The organism is Thermococcus sp., from assembly GCF_015521605.1.
In the GTDB taxonomy this organism is placed as follows: Archaea; Methanobacteriota_B; Thermococci; order Thermococcales; family Thermococcaceae; genus Thermococcus.
On sequence record NZ_WANV01000028.1, the window covers coordinates 20511 to 42060 of the forward strand.

Genomic DNA, 21550 nt, shown 5'->3' on the forward strand with positions numbered 1-21550 from the left:
AGTGTACCTGCCCTTCATTTTCCTTTATGCAATCGGAGTCGTGACGAGAAAGAACCCCACCGAGTTAGTCTACTTTGCGCTCCTTTTCCTTGTGGTCACCCTCATTATGAGGCCGGAGAAGAGCGTTTTCAAAAAGCTCGGCTTTCTCCTCGGCTTCGAGGGCCTGCTGTTCGTTATGGCTCTGTTTAACCCGGGTAGGCCGCTCCTGGAGACGCCCCTCGGCCCGATAACCCACGAGGGAGTGTACTCGTTCTTCACCCTCCTCGGAAAGGCTTTCCTCTCCGCCGGAACGGCCGTGGTCGTGACCAGCACGGTGGGATTCTCCAGGATACTAGCCGAGATGGAGGCGCTGAGGTTTCCCCGGATACTCACCTTAACGCTGGCCTTCACCTACCGCTACCTTGACCTCTTTGCGGACGAGGCTGTTAGGATGAAGCGCGCCCTGGACTCGAGGGCCTTTGGCGTGGGGAGGAGGGAGTACTACAGAAAGCTCGGCTCCCTTATAGGCGAGGTTTTCGTCAGGGCATACCTCAGGAACGGGAGGATATACAGGGCCATGCTCTCCAGGGGCTTCGGGGAGTTTCCCAGCCTGGAAGAGCCGAGACCCAACGTCCAGACGGCGATGCTGGCCCTGCTCGCACTGGGGGGTCTGCTGGTATGATAGAGCTGAAAGACGTTTACTTCTCATACTCAGGCAGGGAGGTGCTCAGGGGGATAACCCTCACGATTAAGAGGGGAGAGTCCTTCGGTCTCCTCGGGCCCAATGGTGCAGGAAAGAGCACCCTCATGCTCCACCTCAACGGGATACTCAGGCCAAAGAAGGGCAGAGTCATTGTGGACGGCCTTGACCCGGCAAAAAACCCGAGGGAAGTTCGGAGAAAGGTCGGGATAGTCTTTCAGGACCCCAACGACCAGCTCTTCTCTCCGACGGTGTTTGAGGATGTGGCATTCGGCCCCTACAACCTGGGTCTGCGCGGCGAGGAGCTGAGGGAGCGCGTTCTGTGGGCGCTTGAAAGGGTGGGGATGCTCGAATACGCAGAGAGGGAAACCAGGGAGCTTAGCTTCGGTGAGAAGAAGAGGATAGCGATAGCCACGGTTCTGGCAATGGAGCCGGAGGTGATAGCCTTCGACGAGCCCTTCGCCAACCTCGACTTCAGGGGCAAGAGGATAATGAGGGAACTGATAATCGAGCTGATGGCCGAGGGGAAGACGGTGATACTGGCCTCCCACGAGGCGGACTACCTGGCCCTGTGCGACAGGATAGCCCTGATGGATGGGGGGAGAATAGTCACCGTCGGAACGCCCGAGGAGATACTCGGAGACCCTGACCTTCTGAGGGAGCACAACCTCGACGTTCCTCCCCTCATTGAGCTGTTTCTCAGCTTAAACTTGGGCGTACCAAAGAACCTGGAAGATGCCAAGGAAAAAATAGCTAATCTGTTGGCTCTTTCAGCTCAAAAGCCTAAGAAGGGGTAGGAAAGCACGAGCTGCCGCACACCTACAAACCAGACTTTACGGAGAACGCAACGGTTTTATGAAGCCTGTCCCTGTCCCTCGGTCTTTTCGCTCCACAAAACTATTTGTTCTATCACTATTCCCATGATAATCACAAAGACTACAGTTAAAATGAGTCTCGTTATCATGAATTTCAATCCAAGGAATTGGAGCTCCACCAGCTCTTGGGGAATCTTGATACATGCCCATGCTGAAAGAAAGACGATAATGTTAGAGATACGGGCGCCTTTTTTAAGTAAAGTTGCGGCTATGGGAAAAGCCACGTAAAGGGGACCCGTAGGAAATGCTCCCATAAGTATAGCAAGGAATATACCTTTTATTCCAGAACTTCTTCCCAAATACTTCACGATGACATCATTTGGAACAAACACCGCAAAAAGCCCCATCAATACCATCACGGCGGGCAGTATCAGAATCATTTCTATAAAGAACCCCTTCGAAGACGAAATCACGGGTTCCCTCTTTTCGGGAAACATCAACAGCAAAACCACCGCAATCGCCAATGTAATCCCCAAAAAGAGCATATCTTTTACGAGTCCCTTTTTCTGTTGTTCTTTCGACATCTTTTTCATAATATCGCCCCCATAATGAGTCCAATGATGATTGCAATGATAAAGCTCAACCCATTCCTAAGCAACGCCAGCTTTTTCCCCAATATCCTTATTTCAAGAGGCAAAGTAACCATTCCAATCATTGTCAGGGTAGTTATAAAGACAGCAACTGAGGTAATCGAAGCCCCCTTTTCAAGGAGAGATGCCGCCAGCGGGAAAGATATCAGCGAGGGGATATGCAGTATCGCTCCCAAAAATGCAACAGTGAGCACTCCCCTGAATCCGGCGTTTTCACCGATGATGCTGGAAATTCGACTTTCCGGCACGAAACCGGAGAGCAGGCCTATGATGACTATTATGGCGAGCATCGTGGGCATGATTCTGAAGAACGACCTAAAGGCCATCTTTAATGCCTGTTTTGTTTTTGCGCGGTCTTTTATTAAAGCAAAAACCAGACATACAACAGCTAAAGCATTTATAAATACAGTGGTCACACTCATTGAATTCCCCCTCAATATATGAAACAAGATTCGATAAAAGTTTTATGGTAGAATAAAAAGTTTGAAAAATTAACCATTCACGACCCCATCCAAAAGACCCAATCCGAACTCAAGGTATTCCCTCGCCTTCTCCTCGGTCTTCGCCTCGCTGAAGACCCTGATTATCGGCTCCGTTCCGCTGGCCCTCACGAGAACCCAGCCGTCGCTGAAGATGATTTTAGTCCCGTCGGTCGTGTCCGTTCTGTAGCCCTTTGATTCCGCCAGCTCGGCGACCTTGGCAACCACCGCCTTCCTGTCGCCATCCACCTTTCTCTTCGTCTTAAACTGATAGTACTTAGGCAGTTCATCTATCAGCTCGCTGAACTTCTTTCCTGATTTCGCGAAGATCTCGACTATCTTCGCCGTCGTCATCGCCCCGTCCCTGCCGAGGACGAAGTCAGGGAAGATCACGCCGCCATTCTCCTCGCCGCCGATGGTGCCGTTGTTCTCAAGCAGGGCTCTAGCAACGATGAGGTCTCCAACCCTGGTTCTCATTACCCTAGCGTTGTTCCTCTCCGCTATATCGTCGAGCAAGTTGGAGGTGGCTATGGTGGTGACGAGCAGCCCGCCGCCGTTCTCCCTCAACACGGCATCGGCAACCAGAGCAAAGGTCTTGTCTCCCTGTATGAAGCGCCCGTTCTCGTCTATGAAGACTGCTCTATCCGCATCCCCGTCTTGGGCAACCCCGAAGTCCGCCCCGAGGGCCTTCACGATTTCCATAAAGCCCTTTAGATTTTCCTCGTTCGGCTCCGGGTTTCTGGCAGGGAAGTGGCCGTCGGGGTGAGCATTGACACTGACGACCTTGCATCCGAGCTCCCTGAGGAGATAGGGGAGGGTCAAACCGCCCGCCCCGTTGGAGGTGTCAACGACGACGAAGGGCTTTCTCTTCCTTATTGCATCAACGTCAACCCTGGCCTTTATCGCCTCGATGTAGGGCCTGATGACGTCCTCCTCCCTGACTTCACCTATCTCGTCCCATCTTGCCCTCTCGAAGTCTTCGCTGAAGAAGACCTCCTCGACAACGGCTTCCCTCTCCTTCTTCAGCCCCATTCCGTTGGGTTCAAGCAGCTTTATGCCGTTGTATTCAGGCGGATTGTGGCTGGCTGTAATAACCGCCCCACCGTCGGCCTTGAAGTGTGCCGTCGCGAACTGTATCGCTGGGGTAGGGGCGATTCCAACGTCTATGACGTCACAGCCGACGCTGAGAAGACCGCTTATCAGGGCATTCTTGAGCATCTCCCCGCTCACCCTCGTGTCCCTGCCAACGACGACGAGCGGTCTTTTCCTGCCTTCCCGCCTGAGCATCGTCCCGAAGGCCATGCCCATCCTGAGGGCAAATTCAGGGGTTATCATCTCGTTCGCTATTCCCCTGACGCCGAAGGTGCCGAACAGCCTTCCCATTGCAATCACCTCACATCAGGGCACTGGCAAAGTTGATTATCATCATCACGAAGATGTAGAGCCCGTAGACGAAGGCTCCAGCCTGAATCAGCGAGACTAGTATCTTCAGCGGCTTCCACTTGCCCGAGAGCAGGGGCACGGGTATTCCTATCAGTATCGCGGCGAACAGGTAAATTACCGCGTTCTTTATGGCTGAATAGTCCACGGGTATGTTTATCTGGGGGTAGGTTATGGTGACCTCCTGGCCCTGAACGGTGAAGGTTATGTCGGCGTTCTGAAGCCCCACGACGATTATGTAGGACATTATTAGCACGAAGAGCAGCGTGGGCAGGAGGCTGAGCGAAAGGGAAGATATGGAGCTGCTGAACCGCTCCCACTCATCCCCGCAGTTCTTGGCACTCTTCTGCTTCTTCTCATCCTCAGCCATTATCACTCCCTCCCGAAATCATCCTCAAAACGAACTATATCGTCCTCATCCAGATACTCCCCGATCTGGGTTTCAATGACCTCAAGAACCACCTTACCTGGGTTCTCAAGTCTGTGGACGACACCAGCGGGTATGAAGGTGCTCTCCCCAGGCCGGAGAAGTATCTCCTTCTCCCCCACACGAACCTTTGCGGTGCCCCTGACGACAACCCAGTGCTCAGAGCGGTGGTAGTGCATCTGAAGGGAGAGCTTCTTGCCCGGGAGAACTGTCAGGCGCTTTATCTTGTAGCGGTCTCCCTCCTCCAGAACAGTGTAGCTTCCCCATGGCCTGTAGGCTGTCCGGTGAACCATGACACGCTCGTCGTTCATCTCCTTAAGGCGTTTGTAAACTTCCTTCACCCTCTGCCCTTCACCGCGGTGGGCGACGAGGAGGGCATCGTCCGTGTCTATGATTATGAGATCCTCGACCCCGACCGTCGCTGTGAGGCGACTCGTCATGACGAGATTGTTGCGGGAGTTAACGCCAATGTGGTAGCCCTTCCTGCCCCCCACCTTGACGGCGTTTCCGCTCTCGTCCTTCTCCATTACCTCGTAGATGGCGTCAAAGCTGCCCAGGTCGTTCCAGTAGACGTTGAGAGGAACTACTGCCGCCCTGTCCGTCTTCTCCATGACCCCGTAGTCAACCGACAGCTCAGGGACGAGCTCGTAGGCTTTCTCGATGCTCTCCGCCTTCTCAAAGGCCTCGTAGACACCGAGGGCGTGCCTCTTCACTTCCTCGGTGAAAACCTCCGTGTTGAACATGAACATTCCACTGTTCCAGTAGTAGCCGTTCTCAACGTAGCGCTTCGCCGTCTCAAGGTCCGGCTTCTCCTTGAACTCCGCCACCAGGTAGCCACCCTCAAGCTTCTCCCCGGGTTTTATGTAGCCGTAGCCGGTATGGGGCCTGGTCGGCTTTATGCCGAAGGTCACGAGGTAGTCCCTGGCAAGTTTCTCCGCGTTTCTAAATGCCTTTACGTAGTTCTCGTTGGCGTCTATCAGGTGATCCGATGGGAGCACAGCCACCACCGAATCTCCAAAGGCTTCCTTGATTCTCTTTATCCCCCAGAATATCGCAGGCAGGGTGTTCTTTCCCCTCGGCTCAAGGAGGATGTTGTTCTCCGGAAGCTCAAGGCCCAGCTCCCTCAGGTCATCGAGAACGCGGAACCGGTACATATCGTTGGTGACCACAAAAATCTCGTCCGGTTTGGAAAACGCAAGTGCCCGCTGGACGGTCTTTTGGAAGAGGGAATAGTCATCGAACATCCTTATGAACTGCTTGGGCATCAGCTCCCTGCTGAGAGGCCACAGCCTCGTTCCCTTCCCGCCGGCGAGAATCAGAGTCTTCATAACACCACCTCCAGTAGTTCGTCGATCGAGCTTATATTTTTAGCCCTCCGATGCCTGAGGGCCCCTACGAGGAAGGCATGGTCCACAACGTCGAGGAGGGGGAAATCGTTTTTTCCATCACCAACGGCGTAGCTTTCGACCCTCCCAAGGCGGGAGTACAGCCTCAGCAGTTCCACGGCGGCACGCCCTTTATCGGTGCTCCCGGTCACGCCGATGAACCTGCTGCCCCGCGATACCCTGAGACCCCTATCGGAGAGCAGTTCCTCAAAGCCCGGTCTTTCCCATGCAAATATCGTCTCGCTGTAGTCCCGTTTCATTGCAAGCCCCGCCAGATTTTCGGGCAGACCCGTGAAGGCCATGACGTCATCGAGCGTGCAGTTTCCGTAGTACCTGAGGCCGTATTCGGGTGCCAGGTGGTCAAGGATGCGTTTTATACGGTCGTACCTTTCTCCCAGTTCAATGAAGATGTACCCGCCGCGCCTCACTCCCTGGACGTCAAAGGGGAAGTAGCCCTCCGGGATCACGACGGCACTCCCGTTTTCGACTATGAAAGGACCCTCCAGCCCCCAGGCTTTCCTGTAGTATTCCTGCTCCGCGAAGGTCTTCGATGAGTTGAGCACGACCTCGAAACCCTCGCTGACAAGGGACTTGAGGACTGGTCTAGCCGGCTTGGGGGAGTAGTCGTCACCGAGCAGGGTTCTGTCGAGATCCAGGAATATCACCCTCATCCTCACACCTCAAAGCGCAGGAGCGTTTCGGCGTTGTCTTCGAGGGTCTTCATCCACTGGTTCGGGTTTATGTTCTCGATGGGGGGCATGATCCTCGGCTTCGGCGGTTCCTCATTCTCGCCGATGAGGCCGTGGAGACGCAGTTCCTGGAGGATTCTCCGCCTGAGGCTCTCTGTGGCAAGTTTGGAGTGATAGATTGCTCCAAGGGAGCTTAGAATCATGTCCCTGACGTGCTCCTTCCCCTTGTCTTCATGGAGGTGTGGGTTTAGGGTCTCTATCTGGAAGACCTCAACCCCCTGGTCATAGACGTCCGTGTGGGGGTCGCTGCCCCACCTGCCGAAGGTCTCAAAGAGGTGCACCAGTTCGAAGGGTTCTATCGAGTATCCGGTCGAAAACGGCATAATCTCAGCCAGTTTCAGGGTCATCGCATGCTCCCCAGCGTTCCCCGTGACTATGATGTTGGTCTCAAAGTTGGTCGCCACGCCGAAGAGGGCGTTCATATAGCGGTTGGTTATCTCGCTCACACGCCCCCACTTCTTGAAGTAGAGCCCTCTGGTGCTGACCTTTGGCTTATGCCTCCAGCTCAGGCGAACCATCGCATACTCACTCTCGCTCATCAGAAAGCCAGCCGCGTAGTCCTTCACGTACTCGTTGACCGAGCCGGGGATGTAGTTGTCCGCGTCAACAAAGCCCACGTATTTGGCTCCAATTGCCTTGGCGATGAGTATTCCAATGAGCATCCCCTCCCCCTTGCCGCTTCTCACGGCACCGTTTTCATCGAGCACGTCGGTGTATCCCGCCTCTCTGAATGCTGCGGCAATGCCGCTGTCCTTCTGATGGACCATTACTATCCGCGACCGGGTCAGGTTGTAGAAGTGCTTGACCAGGTCAACCTCCTGCTTGAAGAGGTTGGGCCCCTCCCTCCTGCTGTTGGAGACTATTATTATCGGGCACTGGTGGGGTATCGCCTTCAGAACCCCGTCGACTAACTGGAGCTTCTCGTTTTTCATCGGGACTACTATGGCCATGTCCTCAAGTATGCCGTAGATGTCCTCCCTGGGCACATTGGTGACGGTAAAGCTCCCCACGTCTCGCGTCTGAGTGTCCAGCTTGATGACCTTCTGAACCTCGTAAATCTCAACTGCTCCAAACAGCTCCTTGTAAACCGGAGCCTCCAAAAGCAAATCGACCACCCCGCCATAATTTTCAAAGATGAAAAGGAAATCCCGTAAAAAATTTGGGAAACACAAAATAAAAAGGTTTGTTCTACGGACGCAGTGCAAACTCGCCGACAAAGGCGGAGCTTGAGATGGTATCGCCTATTCCAACGGTGGACTTTGGCCTTTCCACTATCTTCGTTGGAACGAATGAAAGCTGGTAGCCATCTACGTCAGCGATTCCCTTCTCCATACCGTACCTTTCCTCAAGAGCCGCCTCCACGGCTTTTGCCCTCTCGTTCACAGGGACCTCCATGGCCTTGACCACGTCATCTATGGAATGGACGTCACCAAGCTTTGCCTTGGCTGCAGCTGCCAAAGCCGCAAAGAGCAGCGCGTCTCTGATGAACTCGCCTTTATAAGCCGTGAGAGCCAGGTAGTATCCGTAGGTGTGGAAGTGTATCCTCCTGACGCCGGTTTTTTCGGCAAGTTTGAGCATCGCCTCGGTAACCGCAACTGGATCAACCGGGTCGTGGGTAAGGAGCTTCCTGGCTATCTCGTCTTCGCCAACAACTTCCATTATCGATGCAAGCTCGACCTCGTTAAAGCCGACGCTCCAGAACTTCCCGAGAAGATCAACGAGGGCTTCCCTGACGGTTCTGTCGGTGGTAAAGGCAAATTCAAGGTGGACGGGGATGTCCTTATCATTGAGGATTTCAAGGTGTCCCCTGAGAGTCTCAACGGGCTCACGGTAGTTCTCCCCCGTGAGTGCCTGCAGGCCGCTTATTACGGCCAGCTCGGACTCGGAGGCTATCTCCTCAAAGTGCTCATGGAACTCCGGCCTTATGTAAACGTTCGGGTTGTAGTCGTCGGCAGAGCCTATGAAGCGGTTCTCCCTCGGCGCCTCGAAGTCGAAAACCCTGAACCCACGCGGGAACTCGTAGATGTAGTGGATGCAGTTCTCCTCGTCCCCAGCGAAGTCCCTCGGATGGACAAGCCTGAGCTTTCCGTTCTCGACCTTAGGGACGTAGATAGGGCCGTCTTTAAAGAGCTCCGCCTGGAGCCTCGAAAGCTGGGGGACGTGGGCTATGACCGGAACGTTGTAAACGCCGCCGAGGAGGTTGGCCATTATCCCCACCTGGCCGCCCATCCTCAGCTCGTCCCATCCCCACCGCTTCATGTAGAACCTGACGCTGCAGCTCTCCACGAAGAGCTCTGCGGCCTTGCCCCGGCGAACGCTCCAGAGAATTCCGCCGAAGAGATGCTCAAGGGAGGTTATTTTCTCCGGGAGTTCGTCCGAGTACCTCAGAACTTCATCCTCCCCCACATTCCGCACCCGTCGCTCCAGGTCCTTGGAGTCAAGGTACTTTACCGCGTCGATGTTCGTGTTGTAGGCGAGAAGAACCCCTCCGACCTTCCCGATGTTCCCGCGGACTTTATCAAAGGCCGATGAGTAAAGAGCGTCCCATGACATTGTATCACCGGGAGTGATGTAACCATTGGAAGTTAATAAGGGTTGCGGTGAGAAAGGGAAAATTAAAAGCTCACTTATTCCAGCGCGGGTTGTCCACAACCTTGACTTCGCCGTTCTCCTCAACGACCAGCTTGGAGAAGCCCTTCTCGGCTATGCTCCCGTAGTCATGGCCCGCGTCGGCAGGATAAATCGCCAGGAAGATGAACGGCTCATCGCCCGTATTGACGGTTCTGTGCGCCCAGTATGGTGGAACATAGACTACCGTCCCCGGGCCCATCTCTATCCACTCGGCCTTCCCTTCGGGCGTCTGGAGGAGCATCCCTCCCCTTCCCTTGATGCCGTAGTATATCTCCGCCCTGTCCGCCTTGGAGTGGTAGTGTCCCTTGGTGAAGAAGAACTCCTTACCAACCCTGCCCGGGTGGAGGACGGTGGTTGCGAAGTTGAGGTCACCGTCCTTCTCTTCTTGCTCTACTGCATAAACCTCATAGACGACCGGGTTTTCCTTGAGGAGCTCGCTGTATGCCTCTTCATCGAGGAAGTAGCCCTTCAAGTCGCTCAGCCTTCTGACGAGCTTTTTGGCACCGGGAATAACTCCGGTTTCGAGGTCAATATTAACACCAAGCGGATTCTTGTACTCCATGGGGAACCACCGTGATAGAAGTAAGGGCGGGCCTATTTAACCTTTCCCTTCTATATCACCGAAAGTGTTACACCAACCTGAAGAGAAGATAGGCAACACCGATGGACACGGCCCAGGCTCCGGCGTTCCAGCGGACGACCTTCGAGCCATCCAGCGGAGGGAACGGGAGCAGGTTGAAGAACGCCAGCCACAGGTTGACGGCCGCCGTCGTCCTAAAAACCCACCAGAGGGAGGTGAACGGAGGGGCAGTTCTCAAAAGGATCAGGGCGACCATGCCAGCGGCTATGTTGGTCAGAGGGCCAGCGAGGGCTATCTTCCCGAAGGCTTCCTTAGAGTCGACGGCGTAGGGGGCATAAACCTGAACGGCGCCTAGGGCGGCGAATATCCACGTCGTCCCGGTGAGAAGACGGGTGGTTATGCCAACGAGGAGAGCGAGGAGCATGCCTGTCTCCCAGCGTTTGTAGTAGGCCCTGTAGCCGTAGTGCCTCGCCACCTGTCTGTGGGCGAGCTCGTGGAAGAGAAAAGCCGTCAGAACCGCCACGGCCGCGTAGGGGAGAGAGTGAGGGTCAAAGTTGGAAAAGAGCAGAGTGAGGACTAGAAAAGAAATCAGCAGGTCTTCGATCTCACTCCTTCCTGCACCCCGGGGATTATTCACAGCCCGCCAGGGTTCGTAGTTCATCAGAACGCCCCGCAGGGGAATTCACTTGCCCTTCACTTCAATTTTCTTGCCGATTACAAGCTCCGCCGCCTTAACGGCCGCACCGCCGCTCCCGACGGCTATTCTCACCTGATCCTCCGGAACGTAAACGACTATCCTGTCCTCAAGCTCCTCGATTTCAAGAATCTTGACGTTGAGCATTTTTTCGAGCCTGTCCTTCATGGTGGATCCCCAAGAATGCTGTGGCGGTTCCAAATATAAAAGTAACGAATCAATCGAAGTCCCAGATGGTTCTCCCCTTGTAGAACATCATGACATAGCCGCAGTTCCTGCAGATGACTATCTTCACCTTGTGGGCGGTGAATCCCCATTTGCTGTCTATCTTGCCCTCCTCAACCTTAAAATCCGACCCACCACAGAGCGGACAAACCAGATGCCTTCTTTCCATCATACCACCCCCGCAGTCCAGTAGGGCGAGAGGAGCTTTCCCTCCTCTGCCCTGTCGAGAAGGTGCTCTATCCCCGGCTTGTGGCCGAGGCCAACGACGGCTATGACCCTCGGCCTCTTAACCCCCCGGAGCTTGAGGTTCTCGACTATTGAGATGAGATTCCTCGCCATGACCTCGTTGCGCTCCTCCACCAGGACGCGGTAGAGGTAGGGATACCTCCTCCGGAACTGAACCATCATGACCCTGTACTCGGCCATGGGGTCTGAAGTATGACCACCTCCAACTGGAAGGAAAAGGCCCAGCGCTTCCAGGGCCATGAGGAGCTTTTCCCTCACAGGTGCGGCGAGGATTTTTGAGAGTATGAGGTTTATGTCCTCGTCTATGAGGTAGAGGGGGACGCCGAGGGTCTGAGCGGCGCTTATAGCAGCTTTCATTTCCTCCCCCGGCTTCATCCCAAACTCCTCCCCGAGCTTCTCCTCGACCTTTGCCAAAGCGTAGTTTATCACCCCCTTCCTGCCGAAGCGCAGTGATTCCTCCAGAGTTAGCCGCCGGTTCTCATTCATTGCCAGAAAGCGCGCCCTGTCAAGTTCTATCGCAACGGCATGGGGTCTTTCAGTGAGTATCGTCCTGATTACCTCCTCCCTGCTCTTCGGCGAAACGTGCATCGTGCCTATAAGCTTGACGTACCTTAGATAGCTCATCTCCTCTCCTCCAGAAGGTTTCTCACGCTGAATTCACCGGATTTAAACGTCAGAATGTCGAAATCCCTCGGAACTATGAAATCCACCCCAAAATCCCGGCATATCCGCGAGGCCTCGTTCAGGTATTCGTCGTAGGTGTAGCGGAAGGCCCTGTGAAAGAGGGCAAGGAGCTTGACCTTGGCCTTTTTAGCGACCTCACAAGCCTCCTCCACCGTCGAGTGATAGCTATCGCCCCTGTGGGCGGGGTTCAGGTAGGTCGCCTCGTGGATCAGCAGGTCTGCCCTCTCGGCGAAGAGCCTGACCCTCTCGCAGGGTTCTGTGTCCCCAGTGTAAACCACCTTCAGCCCCCTCCGCCTCGGCCCGGTGACGTCCTCAAGGTGGATTACCCGGCCGTTCCACTCGATTTGACCCTCCCGCTCAAGCCTTCCGAGTATCGGGCCCTCACTCAGGCCGTACTCCCTTAACTTCTCGGGCAGGAACTTTCCGCGCCGGTCTTTTTCCCTAAAGACGTAGCCCAGAGCCGGAATCCCGTGTTCGACCTTGAAGCTCCAGATTTCATAGTCCCCGAACTTCAGCCTCGTCTCACCGAGCTCATGGACGTGTATATCGAAGCCCGGCCGGAAAAAGCCGCTGTTGAGGAAGTGCTGGACGAACTCAAAGGTGTATTTGGGGCCGTAAATGTGGAGGGGTTTTTCCCTGTCCCACAGGTTCATCGTCTGTATGAGGGCGGCCAGCCCAAGGTAGTGGTCGCCGTGGAAGTGGGTTATGAAGATTTTCTCGACCCTCATGGGGCTCAGCTTTGCCGCGTTCATCTGTCTCATCGTGCCCTCTCCGGCATCGAAGAGAATTACCTCCCCCTTGTACCGAAGGGCTATCGCAGGCACGTTCCGTTCCCGGGTTGGCATTATGCCGCCTGTGCCGAGGAAGACCACTTCCAGCATGATGTATAGTGCTCGGAAGGCCTTTAAAACCCCACTGTCGGTTGACTCTGTCGAAACGGTGGATAAACATATAGATTTCTCTGGTTCTTCGTAACATTAATCCATGAAAATCGTTTTATATTTCAAGCGCTAATGGTATTATGGGTTTACATAGGTTTGCCCTTCTGCAGGCCTTTGTAAACTCGATCTCGGGAGGCGTGTTTATGAAAACCGGAGTCTTCTTGATATTTTTACTCCTAGTCGCTTTTTTAGTTGGTATGCCCCTCGCAGCAGTTCACGCTCAGGAGGTAGACTTCCTCGACAACCAAGGCGGTACGATGATACCCAACAACGAGATCATCATCGGAGACAGGGACGACTACCTGTGGAGCTACGAGAACGAGAGCGGTGGAGTTATGATGCAGTTCCACACCGGCTACGAGAAGTGGGACGAGCTGGTAGCGTGCGACATCAACGGGGACGGGAAGGACGAGATAATCCAGGGAGACAGGAGCACGGACAAGATCTACGCCTACGACATGTACGGGAACGAGCTTTTCAAGAAGGACGTGGACTTTGAGGAAGGGGACGATTTGGCGTGCATGCGGACAGGGAGGACTTTCAAGCTGGTCTTTGCGGACAGGAGCGAGGACAGTATTACCATTATGGATTCACATTGGGCCTACACTCAGCCCCTGGGCAAGGCCGGGCTGGAAGAGCTTAATGACTTCGAGTACGGGGACAGCCTCGCGGCGATTGATGCGGACGATGACGGTAGTCAGGAGATCATACTGGCCGACCACGACGAGAACAAGCTCCACATCATAGACTTGGACTTTTCCGTTCACTACAGCCCCATCATCTACAGGGCCTCCCTCGACGTCAGCGGGTACTTTGACCTCACGGACAGGGACGAGGTAAGTACTGGCGATGTGAACTTCGACGGCAGGGAGGAGCTCGTCATAGCCACGCAGGACAACGACAACAAGGGTGCAAAGAGAGGAATCCACGTATTCAGCATAGACTACAGGAACAACGCCTACTCCCTCAGGGAGCTCAGCTACTTCCCGATGAACTTCCAAAAGGGCGACAGAATGGTCGTCGGCGACGTCAACGGCGACGGTTTAGCTGAGATAGTGTGGGCTTCACAGTCAGACGGAAGGGTCAGGGTCTACAGCATGATAGGTGACCTGCTAAACGGCCCCAACGGCTTCAAGACTGAGTTCACCTACGGGGCGGGCTTAGCGGTCGGCGACCTCAACGGCGACTCAATAGTCGTCGGTCCTCCTAACAAGGCCACCCTCCACGTGGTTAACCAGATTCTGGCGGTTATAAACGCCCCGCCCGTTGACTACGACGCCATAAACGAGAGCGGAACCTTCTACGCGGAGTACACTAGCAAGCAGACCCAGACGACTACAGCTTCAATCAGGGCCACCACCGACATGAAGATGACGGCGGAGCTCAAGTTCATGCAGAGCGCACCGGGGTTAGTCACGTACAAACTCGGCCTGAAGACCATGGTCGGCCAGAAGCTCCAGCGCGAGACCGGCCAGAGCTACGAAACCGCGATAACCCATAAGATGCTCGCCGACATGGCCGATGGGGCGATATACGTGAGCACGGACTACGACGTCTACGAGTTCCCCATAATATCCCCGCCCGAGCTCGCAGTGATAAACGGCAAACAGCAGTACGTCCTCGTCTCGATTCCCAAGGGGCCGCCCAACGTGCACTTCCAGAGCTACGACTCGAACCTCCATGAAATAGGCGACATCAACACCTACCCGACCAGGATAACCGACCTCAAGAATTACGACGCCAGCAGAGTCCTCGGGGTCTTCACCATAGAGGCCAGCAACGTCCAGAGCTCCTACGAACAGTACATGAGGCAGCTCAGCTGGGAAAAGCAGGCCAACACGTTCTCCGTTGGGGTGTCCCTCTCCTTCAGCGGCACGCTGGGGAGCAAGGTTCTCACGGGGTTTGAGGGCTCCGTCCAGGGCGACTACAGCCACGAGAAGCTGACGACCCACGAGGTTACGTTCTCGAACGAGACTTCTGTGCTGGTCGCCTACGAGGGCAGGATAGACGAGGGGAGCAAGTGGTACAACGCGACAGGGGTCATCTACACGGACAGCGAAGATGGCCATCTCGTCCTCGACTTCTACGTCCCGAGCAAGGGCTCATACTACGAGGCGAGGGAGCTGAGCCCAATCTTCATAAACTTCGGGCTGTTCCGGATCAACCTCAACGCCCTTAAAGCACTGAACAATCCCCCGGAGTGCTCCATAGGTGCAACGCCGAACTCCGGCAAGATGCCCCTTGAGGTGGGCTTTAACCTGAACTTCAGCGACCCTGAGAACGGTTCGGTGAGGTGGGAGCTTGACTTTGGCGATGGCGCAACCCTTGAGGGCAACTACACCGAGCTGAGGCACGTTTATACCGGAGAAGGCACCTACAGGCTCTCACTCACCGTCTACGACATCTGGAACGCCAACTCGACGTGCAGTGCAACGATAAACGTCGAGCCCAACGAGAGGCCGGAGGCCCTCTTCAGCTACTCGCCGGCAGAACTCCGGGCCGGCGATGAAGTGAGCTTCGTGGACAGCTCCTCTGACCCTGACGGGAGCGTTGTGAGCTGGAGCTGGAACTTCGGCGACGGCAACTTCTCCGACGAGAGGAACCCGAGGCACGTCTACTCATCGCCCGGAGTTTACACCGTGATGCTAACTGTTGAGGACGAGAGCGGACTGAGGGGAAGCTATTACAAGGAGATAACCGTCCAGCCGAGGAACTACCTCCCAACGGCCGACTTCACCTTCCTGCCGAAGGAGCCGAAGGCAGGCGAAGAGGTGAGCTTCGCCGACAAGTCCTACGACAGGGACGGCAACATCATAAGCTGGAGCTGGGACTTTGGTGACGGTGCCACTTCGGGCGAGGCCGAGCCAACGCACACCTTCTCCAGCCCCGGTAACTACACGGTAACGCTAACCGTAAGGGACGAGGAGGGCGGAGAGGACGTCAGGAGGATTACCATAACCGTCTCCGAGGTCACTCCAGCGACGACCACCGAGACAGAGAGCAGCACTACCACGACGTCAACGACGCAGTCCACTTCCTCGACCGCAACGGAAACGGGCAGTCCCCCAACAACCCCCTCATCCGAGACTGCATCTCAGAGCTCGACACCAACAAGCAATCAGCCTTCTCCAACTGAATCCGGGGGAACCTGCGGGCCTGGAATTATGGCCCTTGTGGCAGTCTTAGCGGCGCTTTTCCGGAGGCGCTGAGCTTCCCATTTATTTTTCCCCAGAAGTCAGCCCGGGGCACAATGAAACCGGCTTAACCAAAGCATTAAATACCCGGGAGGGCTAACTATTCTGAGGTGTTTAGCATGGAGGAGATTCTGAAGGCAATCGAGGAAAAGGATTGCAAAAAAGTTGCAACCCTCCTGTACCACAGGGTCGACGGGCTGGGCGACGAGGAGCTTAAAGAAGCCCTCGAAAAGGCCGAAAAGCTCGCCCTGGAGTGTGGTGATTTCGAACTGTACAAGCTCACCGTTTACTACTTCCATGAGCTTCTCGGCATAGACAAGCTGGGCGAGTTTGAAAAGATGGCGGAGGAGAAGGACACCTTTGAGGTAAAGTTCGAGCTGGCCGACCTCTATTACCTGATAGGGGAGCTTGAAAAGAGCCTCGACCTCTACAGGGCTCTTCTCGAAGAGGAAACCGAGAAGGGGAACAAGGAGAACATAGCGAAGATCTACTACGCCATGGCGCTCATCCATGAGGAGCTCCAGGAGTACGAGAAGGCCATAGGCCTCATGGAAAAGGCGGAGGAGATATACCGCGAACTTGAAGACGAGGACGAGGTTCTGAAGATAGCTATCCACAAGGCGTACGTTCTCTTTGAATCTGGGGAAACCTACGAGGCAAAGGCCATGCTCGCAGGCATTCTGCCGAAGGTTCTGAACAAGAGCGACCTCCTCGTTGAAATCCACCTCAGCTTTGAGGAAATATTCGAGGAGGACGAGAACTACGACGCGGCACTTCAGGAATGCCTCTACGCCCTGATACATGCGAGGGGTACCGATTACGAGGACATAGCATTCGGCTCGCTCATGGACGTCCTCTGGCAGCTGTTCCTTGAGGACGACTTCGAGACGGTTTACCTGCACATGGACATGTTCGCAAATGCCCTCCCCGAGCTGGCGGACTTCTTTGAGGCCGTGAAGGCGATAGCCCTGTACAAGGATGGGAAGATCGAGGCCGAGGAGGCAGGGAAAGTCATAGAAAAGGTCAAGGATCCACGCCTGCTAGACCTTCTTGAGTTCCTCGGAGAGGCCGAGATGTGAGAGGGGAACCACCATGGGGATTCCCCCAATCTCTTCTATCCTTACCCTCACCCCGTAAACCTCCTCAAAGAGGCCCGGTTCCAGTATTCCCCTTCCGCCGTCTGCCACAATGCCTCCATTACTCATGAAGATAAACCTTCGGGCAAATCGAAGGGCAAGGTTAACGTCGTGCATAACCACTATTGACGTCCCTCCCTCCTCGGAGAAGTGTCTCGCTATTTCCATGACCTCCAGCTGGCTCTTAAGGTCGAGGTTGTTGGTTGGTTCATCGAGAAGGAGTATCCTTGGTTCCTGTGCCAAGGCCCTGGCTATGCTGACCTTCTGGAGCTCCCCACCGCTCAGCGCGTTGGTGGTCTTCAGGGCGAGATGCCCGATACCCATAATCCTCATCACCCTCCGTACCGTCTCAACGTCGCCCTTCGATGGTCTCAGCCCCATGTAAGGCCTCCTGCCAAGAAGAACGGTGTCAAACACCGTCATAAAACCCGGTTCGTATCTCTGCGGCACGTAGGCGAGAACCTTTGCCAGTTCATTTCGGGAGTATTCACGTATGGGCCGCCCAAGAATCTCCACGGCGTCACATTCCAATATGCCCGCGATACATTTGAGGAGCGTGCTCTTACCTGCACCGTTAGGGCCGAGTATGGCCACAAATTCACCTTCATCAACTTCAAGGTTGATTCCCCTCAGAACCTCCGAACCGTTGTAGGTGAAGTGAAGGTCCGTGACCTTTACGGCACTCATTTCCTCCCCTCCATCCTTACAAGGAGGTATATAAAGGCGGGAGCACCGAGGAATGACGTCACTATGCCAACCGGCAGAATCATAGGGGACAGAACAAGCCGTGCAACCGTATCCGCTGCCACCAATAGCAAAGCGCCCGCCAAGGCAGATAGAGGAACAAGAAAGCGATAGTCTCCCCCGGCCACAAGTCTGACGGCGTGGGGCGCTATCAGCCCTATAAAGCCAATGACACCCACAAAAGCAACGCTTACGGAGGTTACTAAAGCCGCCAGAAACGTCGAGATGAGGCGAACCCTCTCAACGTCAACGCCAACGCTCTTGGCTACCTCATCACCCATAACGGATGCGTTCAGATCCCAGCGCTTAACGACAAAATACACAAAAACAGGAACAAAAACCGCGAACAGCATCAAATCCTCCCGCCAAGTGGCCCTCCCGAGGTCGCCGAAGCTCCAGTAGACCATAGCGGCCAGCTGAAGCTCATCCGCAAAGTACTGAACGAGCGTTGTTAGGGCCACGAACAGCGAGCTCATGGCAACACCGGCCAGGATTATCGCCTCCGGGCTAAGTCCCTTAAGCCTTGCAAGTGTCAGAATCACAGCTGTGGCGCTTATAGCACCGATGAAAGCAAAGAGGACAACAGCGTAGGGGTTGTCCAGTGAAATTCTCCCGGAGCTTTCCGCGTAGCCCGCTCCAAGGAGTATCGCAAAGGAAGCACCAAACATCGCCCCATGAGAGACGCCCATCGTGAACGGCGTGGCCAGTGGATTTCTAAGAAAGCCCTGCATGACCGCGCCCGCTATGGCCAGGGAGGCACCGACCAAAAGTCCGGCAACTATCCTTGGAAGTCTTATGTTCCAGACTATGAGCCGGGCACTGTCCGTTCCGCCGCCGAAGAGGGCGTCAACGACCTCCCTCACGGAGAGCGAATAGGCCCCGTGGGAAAGGGCGTACAGACTAACCACCATGATTGAGAGAGAAAGAAAAAGGCCAATGAAGACCCTTTTTGCCACATAGCCTTCGTAGTCCATCTCCATCACGGTGAGACCGGCAGTGAGTAGCTGACCGTCCCGTTGGAGAGGTCTATCTTACCAAAGCCGCCGAACTGTTCTTTCATGACGTCATAGACGGGCTTCCCTAAAAGGAACGTGTATATTTCGTCCGCCTTCTTTGCAGGGTCCACGTCGCTGAACTTCTCAGGATAGAGCACCTTTCCTATGAAGTACGCATCGGCTAGGGCCGTTCCGATGTTTGTTGTGTAGAAGTTGTAGGGCAGTATGCCGTAGACGTTGCCCTCCTTCACTGCTCTGAGCGAGGCGTAGAAGTCCGGAGTCTTGGAGTAATCATCGAGGATTAGCTGGAGGCCGCCCTCGTCGATGAAGATGTAATCAGGCTGCCACTCAAGGAGCTTCTCCTTGTCAATGAACTGGTGGCCGCTTCCAAGCTCATCGGCAACGTTCTTGGCGTGGACAACAATGAACGGCGGATAGCTTGCCTCGGTGCTCTCCATGCCGTGAGCACCCTTGTAACCGATGCCGCCAACGAAAACCGTCTTGGGCTCAACGTCCGCCGTGCGCTCCATCAGGTCCTCTTGGGTTGCCTTAATGAAGTTTATTACCTCCTCCGCCCTCTTCTCTCTTCCGAGGATTTTGCCGGCCAGCTCAAGGGACTTGAACAGATCCGCATCCTCAAAGGTCGTTAGCTGACCGTAGCTTAGAACAACGACCGGAACGCCGGTTTTCGACTGTATCTCATCGGCAGTCTTCCTGTCCACGTAGGTTATGAAGATAACGTCGGGCTTCAGCTCTACGAGCGCCTCGAAGTCGGGCAGCTTGCCAGGCCCACCGGGGCCCACTGTGGGCAGTTTCCTGAGTTCAGGATGGGCTATGATGTATGGCCTTCCAAAGTTGTAGCTCTTCTCAAAGTCCTCCACGCCAACCACCATGTCGCTTGCGTTGAGGTAAACAACAAGCCTCAGCGCTCCCGGGCCCACGGCAACCACCCGGCTCACCTTCGCGGGAACCTCCACACTCCTCCCAAGGGCGTCCGTGACGGTTATCGTTGCCTTCCCACTTTCGGTGATTGTATCATTCCCGATGCAGCCGCTTATTGAAACCACCATGAGGACGAGCAACAGAGCAAGGAGCCTCCTCATCTCAGCACCCCCTCGGCGAGACGTCAACTATTCCCCTTCCAACCACCGCACGATACACCTCTCCCTCACAGCGGAGGCAGAAGGGTTCGTCGTTTATGTAAACGACCCGGGTTTCCATGACCAGCTCCCCACACTTCGAGCAGCGAACGCTCTCCACTATCGGCGCCTGCTCCACCGGGGGAACCCTAACACGCTCGATTTTGAACTCGTCCTTTGGGAGCTCCAGCATGGTGCGGGCTATCTCCTCCCAGAGCTCCCAGAGACGCTTCCGCTCTTCCGGGGTTCCCCTCCGTTCCTTAACGACCCTATTGAAGAGTTCGGTCGTGCCCCGAGGGTAGTACTTCCTCAGCCTCTCAGCGTCGGCGTAGACCCTAACGCCCTCCCATGTGGAGCGCTTGACGAGGGTCAGGGCGGTCTTGCCGAGGTCGATGTATATCAGGGAGTTGTTTCCCAGCGTGCAGCCTGTCGTCACCTGGACGCCGTCAGTAAAGCAACTGTTGACCTCGACCATGGCAAGAATGGACTCATCGACGCTTCCAGAGTAGTCGAGCCTTCCGACGCCTAGTTCCTCCATGGCTATCAGCGACGCCCTTATTCCAAGAGCGAGGTATGGACAGACGTGGCCGTGAAACTCGCGGGCGTATTCAAGGATTTTTTCTGCATCCTTTTCTTCTACGAGACGGTTGAGCGCGAGCATGGTATCACCAATTGGCAATTAAGTAGCACGTTTTTAACGGTTTTTTAAGCTAGGTGTTATCAACCTTTGGTGTTGCACCGGACAGAGAGCAACTAACCAGATTAGGCAGGAGGGGAAGGTATAAATCACCCTTTGCACAAGCCCCCTCCATGGAGCGCAGAATCAGGGTTGCTCTGGTCATGTCATTCCTGTCCCCGTTCTTCGCAGAGGTGCTGAGCGGTTCTACCCCTCCCCTGGAGGCACTTACCAATCCGCTATCGTTCCCCCTTCTGTGGGCATACTACGGTGCGGGCGTTCTCCTCGTTCGCGAGGCCTGGGTCCGGTGGGGGAGAAACTACCTGAGACTCATGCTACTCGGCTTTGTCTACGGGATCGTGGAGGAGGGGCTCGTCATAAAATCCTGGTTCAATCCGAAATGGCCCGACCTTGGAATCCTTGGGGTTTATGGAAGAGCATGGGGGGTTAACACCGTCTGGGCGGTATGGCTGACGATATTCCACTCCCTGATGAGCATAGCGGTTCCAATAATGGTGATTGATGCCCTCTATCCGGAGTTCCGGAACGAGAGTCTTCTCGGAAAGCGGGGAATCCTGCTTACATCAGCGTCGTTTCTGCTGTCCGGTGCAGTGTTCTTCGCCGTCCTTGGTTCATACAGAGCACCTGCACTCCAGTATCTCCTCACGGCAATCCTCTCGATTTCCCTGCTCCTGATGGCCAGGAAAATAAAAAGGGAGGCCCTCTTTGATGGGACATTCCCGAGGAGACATCCTTTCCTCTACGGCCTCCTGGTGTCTTCTATCCTGTTTTTGATATCCACCACCCTTCCGCGCTCTCCGATGCCCCCGGTCGTGACGTCCCTCCTGGGACTCCTCGTAACGCTGCACTTCTACTCCACGCCCGCCCGTCTGGACGAAAGGGGAAAGTACGCCCTAGTCATTGGCTTTCTGGCATTCTGGTTAGTGCCCTACGACATAATCCTTGAGCTCAACGGCATCAGGGGTGAAGGCCTCCTGGGCGCTGGCACCTTTGTCCTCTTGGCATGGAAGCTGAGGAAAA

General features: G+C 55.1%; 23 protein-coding genes. 5 read left to right on the plus strand and 18 right to left on the minus strand.

Annotated elements, in window-relative coordinates; all coding sequences use genetic code 11:
• Position 1 precedes the first annotated feature (1 nt).
• Positions 2-661: an energy-coupling factor transporter transmembrane protein EcfT gene (locus tag F7C11_RS05640; protein ID WP_297091795.1), complete on the plus strand. Its 660-nt coding sequence runs from the start codon at positions 2-4 to the stop codon at positions 659-661.
• A complete protein-coding gene (locus F7C11_RS05645; RefSeq protein WP_297091796.1) occupies positions 658-1476 on the plus strand; it encodes an energy-coupling factor ABC transporter ATP-binding protein in 819 nt (272 codons plus the stop codon). The genes F7C11_RS05640 and F7C11_RS05645 overlap by 4 nt, the downstream gene beginning before the upstream one ends.
• A 56-nt stretch (positions 1477-1532) precedes the next feature.
• Here F7C11_RS05645 and F7C11_RS05650 read toward each other — a convergent pair whose 3' ends face one another.
• The 14 genes from F7C11_RS05650 to F7C11_RS05715 all read right to left on the minus strand — a co-directional run bounded on the left by F7C11_RS05650 (position 1533) and on the right by F7C11_RS05715 (position 12565).
• The gene (locus F7C11_RS05650; RefSeq protein ID WP_297091797.1) at positions 1533-2087 is read right to left on the minus strand and encodes a permease; all 555 of its coding nucleotides are present in this window, start codon (positions 2085-2087) and stop codon (positions 1533-1535) included.
• Positions 2084-2566, minus strand: a complete 483-nt coding sequence (locus F7C11_RS05655) for a permease (RefSeq protein WP_297091798.1) — start codon at positions 2564-2566, stop codon at positions 2084-2086. The genes F7C11_RS05650 and F7C11_RS05655 overlap by 4 nt, the downstream gene beginning before the upstream one ends.
• A gap of 69 nt (positions 2567-2635) precedes the next feature.
• Positions 2636-4006, minus strand: a complete 1371-nt coding sequence (gene glmM, locus F7C11_RS05660; RefSeq protein ID WP_297091799.1) for a phosphoglucosamine mutase — start codon at positions 4004-4006, stop codon at positions 2636-2638.
• 10 nt (positions 4007-4016) lie between these two features.
• Entirely contained in the window at positions 4017-4433 is a 417-nt protein-coding gene (locus F7C11_RS05665) for a hypothetical protein (RefSeq protein WP_297091832.1), read from the minus strand.
• Between the two features lie 2 nt (positions 4434-4435).
• On the minus strand, positions 4436-5818 hold the full coding sequence (locus F7C11_RS05670) for a mannose-1-phosphate guanylyltransferase/mannose-6-phosphate isomerase (protein WP_297091800.1): 1383 nt from the start codon (positions 5816-5818) through the stop codon (positions 4436-4438).
• Positions 5815-6546, minus strand: coding sequence for a mannosyl-3-phosphoglycerate phosphatase (gene mpgP / locus F7C11_RS05675; RefSeq protein ID WP_297091801.1), 732 nt, complete (start codon positions 6544-6546; stop codon positions 5815-5817). Before mpgP ends, F7C11_RS05670 begins: the two co-directional genes overlap by 4 nt.
• Before the next feature lie 2 nt (positions 6547-6548).
• Positions 6549-7730, minus strand: coding sequence for a mannosyl-3-phosphoglycerate synthase (mpgS, locus tag F7C11_RS05680; RefSeq protein ID WP_297091803.1), 1182 nt, complete (start codon positions 7728-7730; stop codon positions 6549-6551).
• 82 nt (positions 7731-7812) lie between these two features.
• Positions 7813-9177: an ADP-specific glucokinase gene (locus F7C11_RS05685; RefSeq protein WP_297091805.1), complete on the minus strand. Its 1365-nt coding sequence runs from the start codon at positions 9175-9177 to the stop codon at positions 7813-7815.
• A 70-nt stretch (positions 9178-9247) separates the two neighbouring features.
• Positions 9248-9817: a glucose-6-phosphate isomerase gene (pgiA, locus tag F7C11_RS05690; protein WP_297091806.1), complete on the minus strand. Its 570-nt coding sequence runs from the start codon at positions 9815-9817 to the stop codon at positions 9248-9250.
• A 67-nt stretch (positions 9818-9884) separates the two neighbouring features.
• Positions 9885-10496: a site-2 protease family protein gene (locus tag F7C11_RS05695; protein WP_297091809.1), complete on the minus strand. Its 612-nt coding sequence runs from the start codon at positions 10494-10496 to the stop codon at positions 9885-9887.
• A 21-nt stretch (positions 10497-10517) separates the two neighbouring features.
• On the minus strand, positions 10518-10697 hold the full coding sequence (locus F7C11_RS05700; protein ID WP_167903715.1) for a KH domain-containing protein: 180 nt from the start codon (positions 10695-10697) through the stop codon (positions 10518-10520).
• A gap of 49 nt (positions 10698-10746) precedes the next feature.
• Entirely contained in the window at positions 10747-10923 is a 177-nt protein-coding gene (locus F7C11_RS05705; RefSeq protein ID WP_297091812.1) for a hypothetical protein, read from the minus strand.
• Positions 10923-11624, minus strand: coding sequence for a TraB domain-containing protein (locus F7C11_RS05710; RefSeq protein ID WP_297091814.1), 702 nt, complete (start codon positions 11622-11624; stop codon positions 10923-10925). The genes F7C11_RS05705 and F7C11_RS05710 overlap by 1 nt, the downstream gene beginning before the upstream one ends.
• Positions 11621-12565: a ribonuclease Z gene (locus F7C11_RS05715; protein WP_297091816.1), complete on the minus strand. Its 945-nt coding sequence runs from the start codon at positions 12563-12565 to the stop codon at positions 11621-11623. Before F7C11_RS05715 ends, F7C11_RS05710 begins: the two co-directional genes overlap by 4 nt.
• Before the next feature lie 257 nt (positions 12566-12822).
• Between F7C11_RS05715 and F7C11_RS05720 the strand changes: the two genes are divergently transcribed.
• Together F7C11_RS05720 and F7C11_RS05725 are read left to right on the plus strand one after the other, a co-directional pair.
• Positions 12823-15834: a PKD domain-containing protein gene (locus F7C11_RS05720; RefSeq protein WP_297091818.1), complete on the plus strand. Its 3012-nt coding sequence runs from the start codon at positions 12823-12825 to the stop codon at positions 15832-15834.
• A 104-nt stretch (positions 15835-15938) separates the two neighbouring features.
• Positions 15939-16898, plus strand: a complete 960-nt coding sequence (locus F7C11_RS05725; RefSeq protein ID WP_297091820.1) for a tetratricopeptide repeat protein — start codon at positions 15939-15941, stop codon at positions 16896-16898.
• Here F7C11_RS05725 and F7C11_RS05730 read toward each other — a convergent pair.
• The 4 genes from F7C11_RS05730 to F7C11_RS05745 are packed head-to-tail and all read right to left on the minus strand — an operon-like array spanning position 16860 to position 20494.
• A complete protein-coding gene (locus F7C11_RS05730; protein ID WP_297091822.1) occupies positions 16860-17642 on the minus strand; it encodes an ABC transporter ATP-binding protein in 783 nt (260 codons plus the stop codon). The two genes, F7C11_RS05725 and F7C11_RS05730, sit on opposite strands and share 39 nt — an antisense overlap.
• Positions 17639-18673, minus strand: a complete 1035-nt coding sequence (locus F7C11_RS05735) for an iron ABC transporter permease (protein ID WP_297091834.1) — start codon at positions 18671-18673, stop codon at positions 17639-17641. The genes F7C11_RS05730 and F7C11_RS05735 overlap by 4 nt, the downstream gene beginning before the upstream one ends.
• A 5-nt stretch (positions 18674-18678) precedes the next feature.
• Complete coding sequence (locus tag F7C11_RS05740; protein WP_297091825.1) at positions 18679-19797, minus strand: iron ABC transporter substrate-binding protein; 1119 nt, start codon at positions 19795-19797, stop codon at positions 18679-18681.
• Position 19798: 1 nt separating this feature from the next.
• Positions 19799-20494: an FmdE family protein gene (locus F7C11_RS05745; protein ID WP_297091836.1), complete on the minus strand. Its 696-nt coding sequence runs from the start codon at positions 20492-20494 to the stop codon at positions 19799-19801.
• 149 nt (positions 20495-20643) lie between these two features.
• On the opposite strand from F7C11_RS05745, the gene F7C11_RS05750 reads away from it, so the two are divergent.
• Positions 20644-21550, plus strand: a 907-nt coding sequence (locus tag F7C11_RS05750; RefSeq protein ID WP_297091827.1) for a hypothetical protein, incomplete at its 3' end; no start/stop codon positions are given.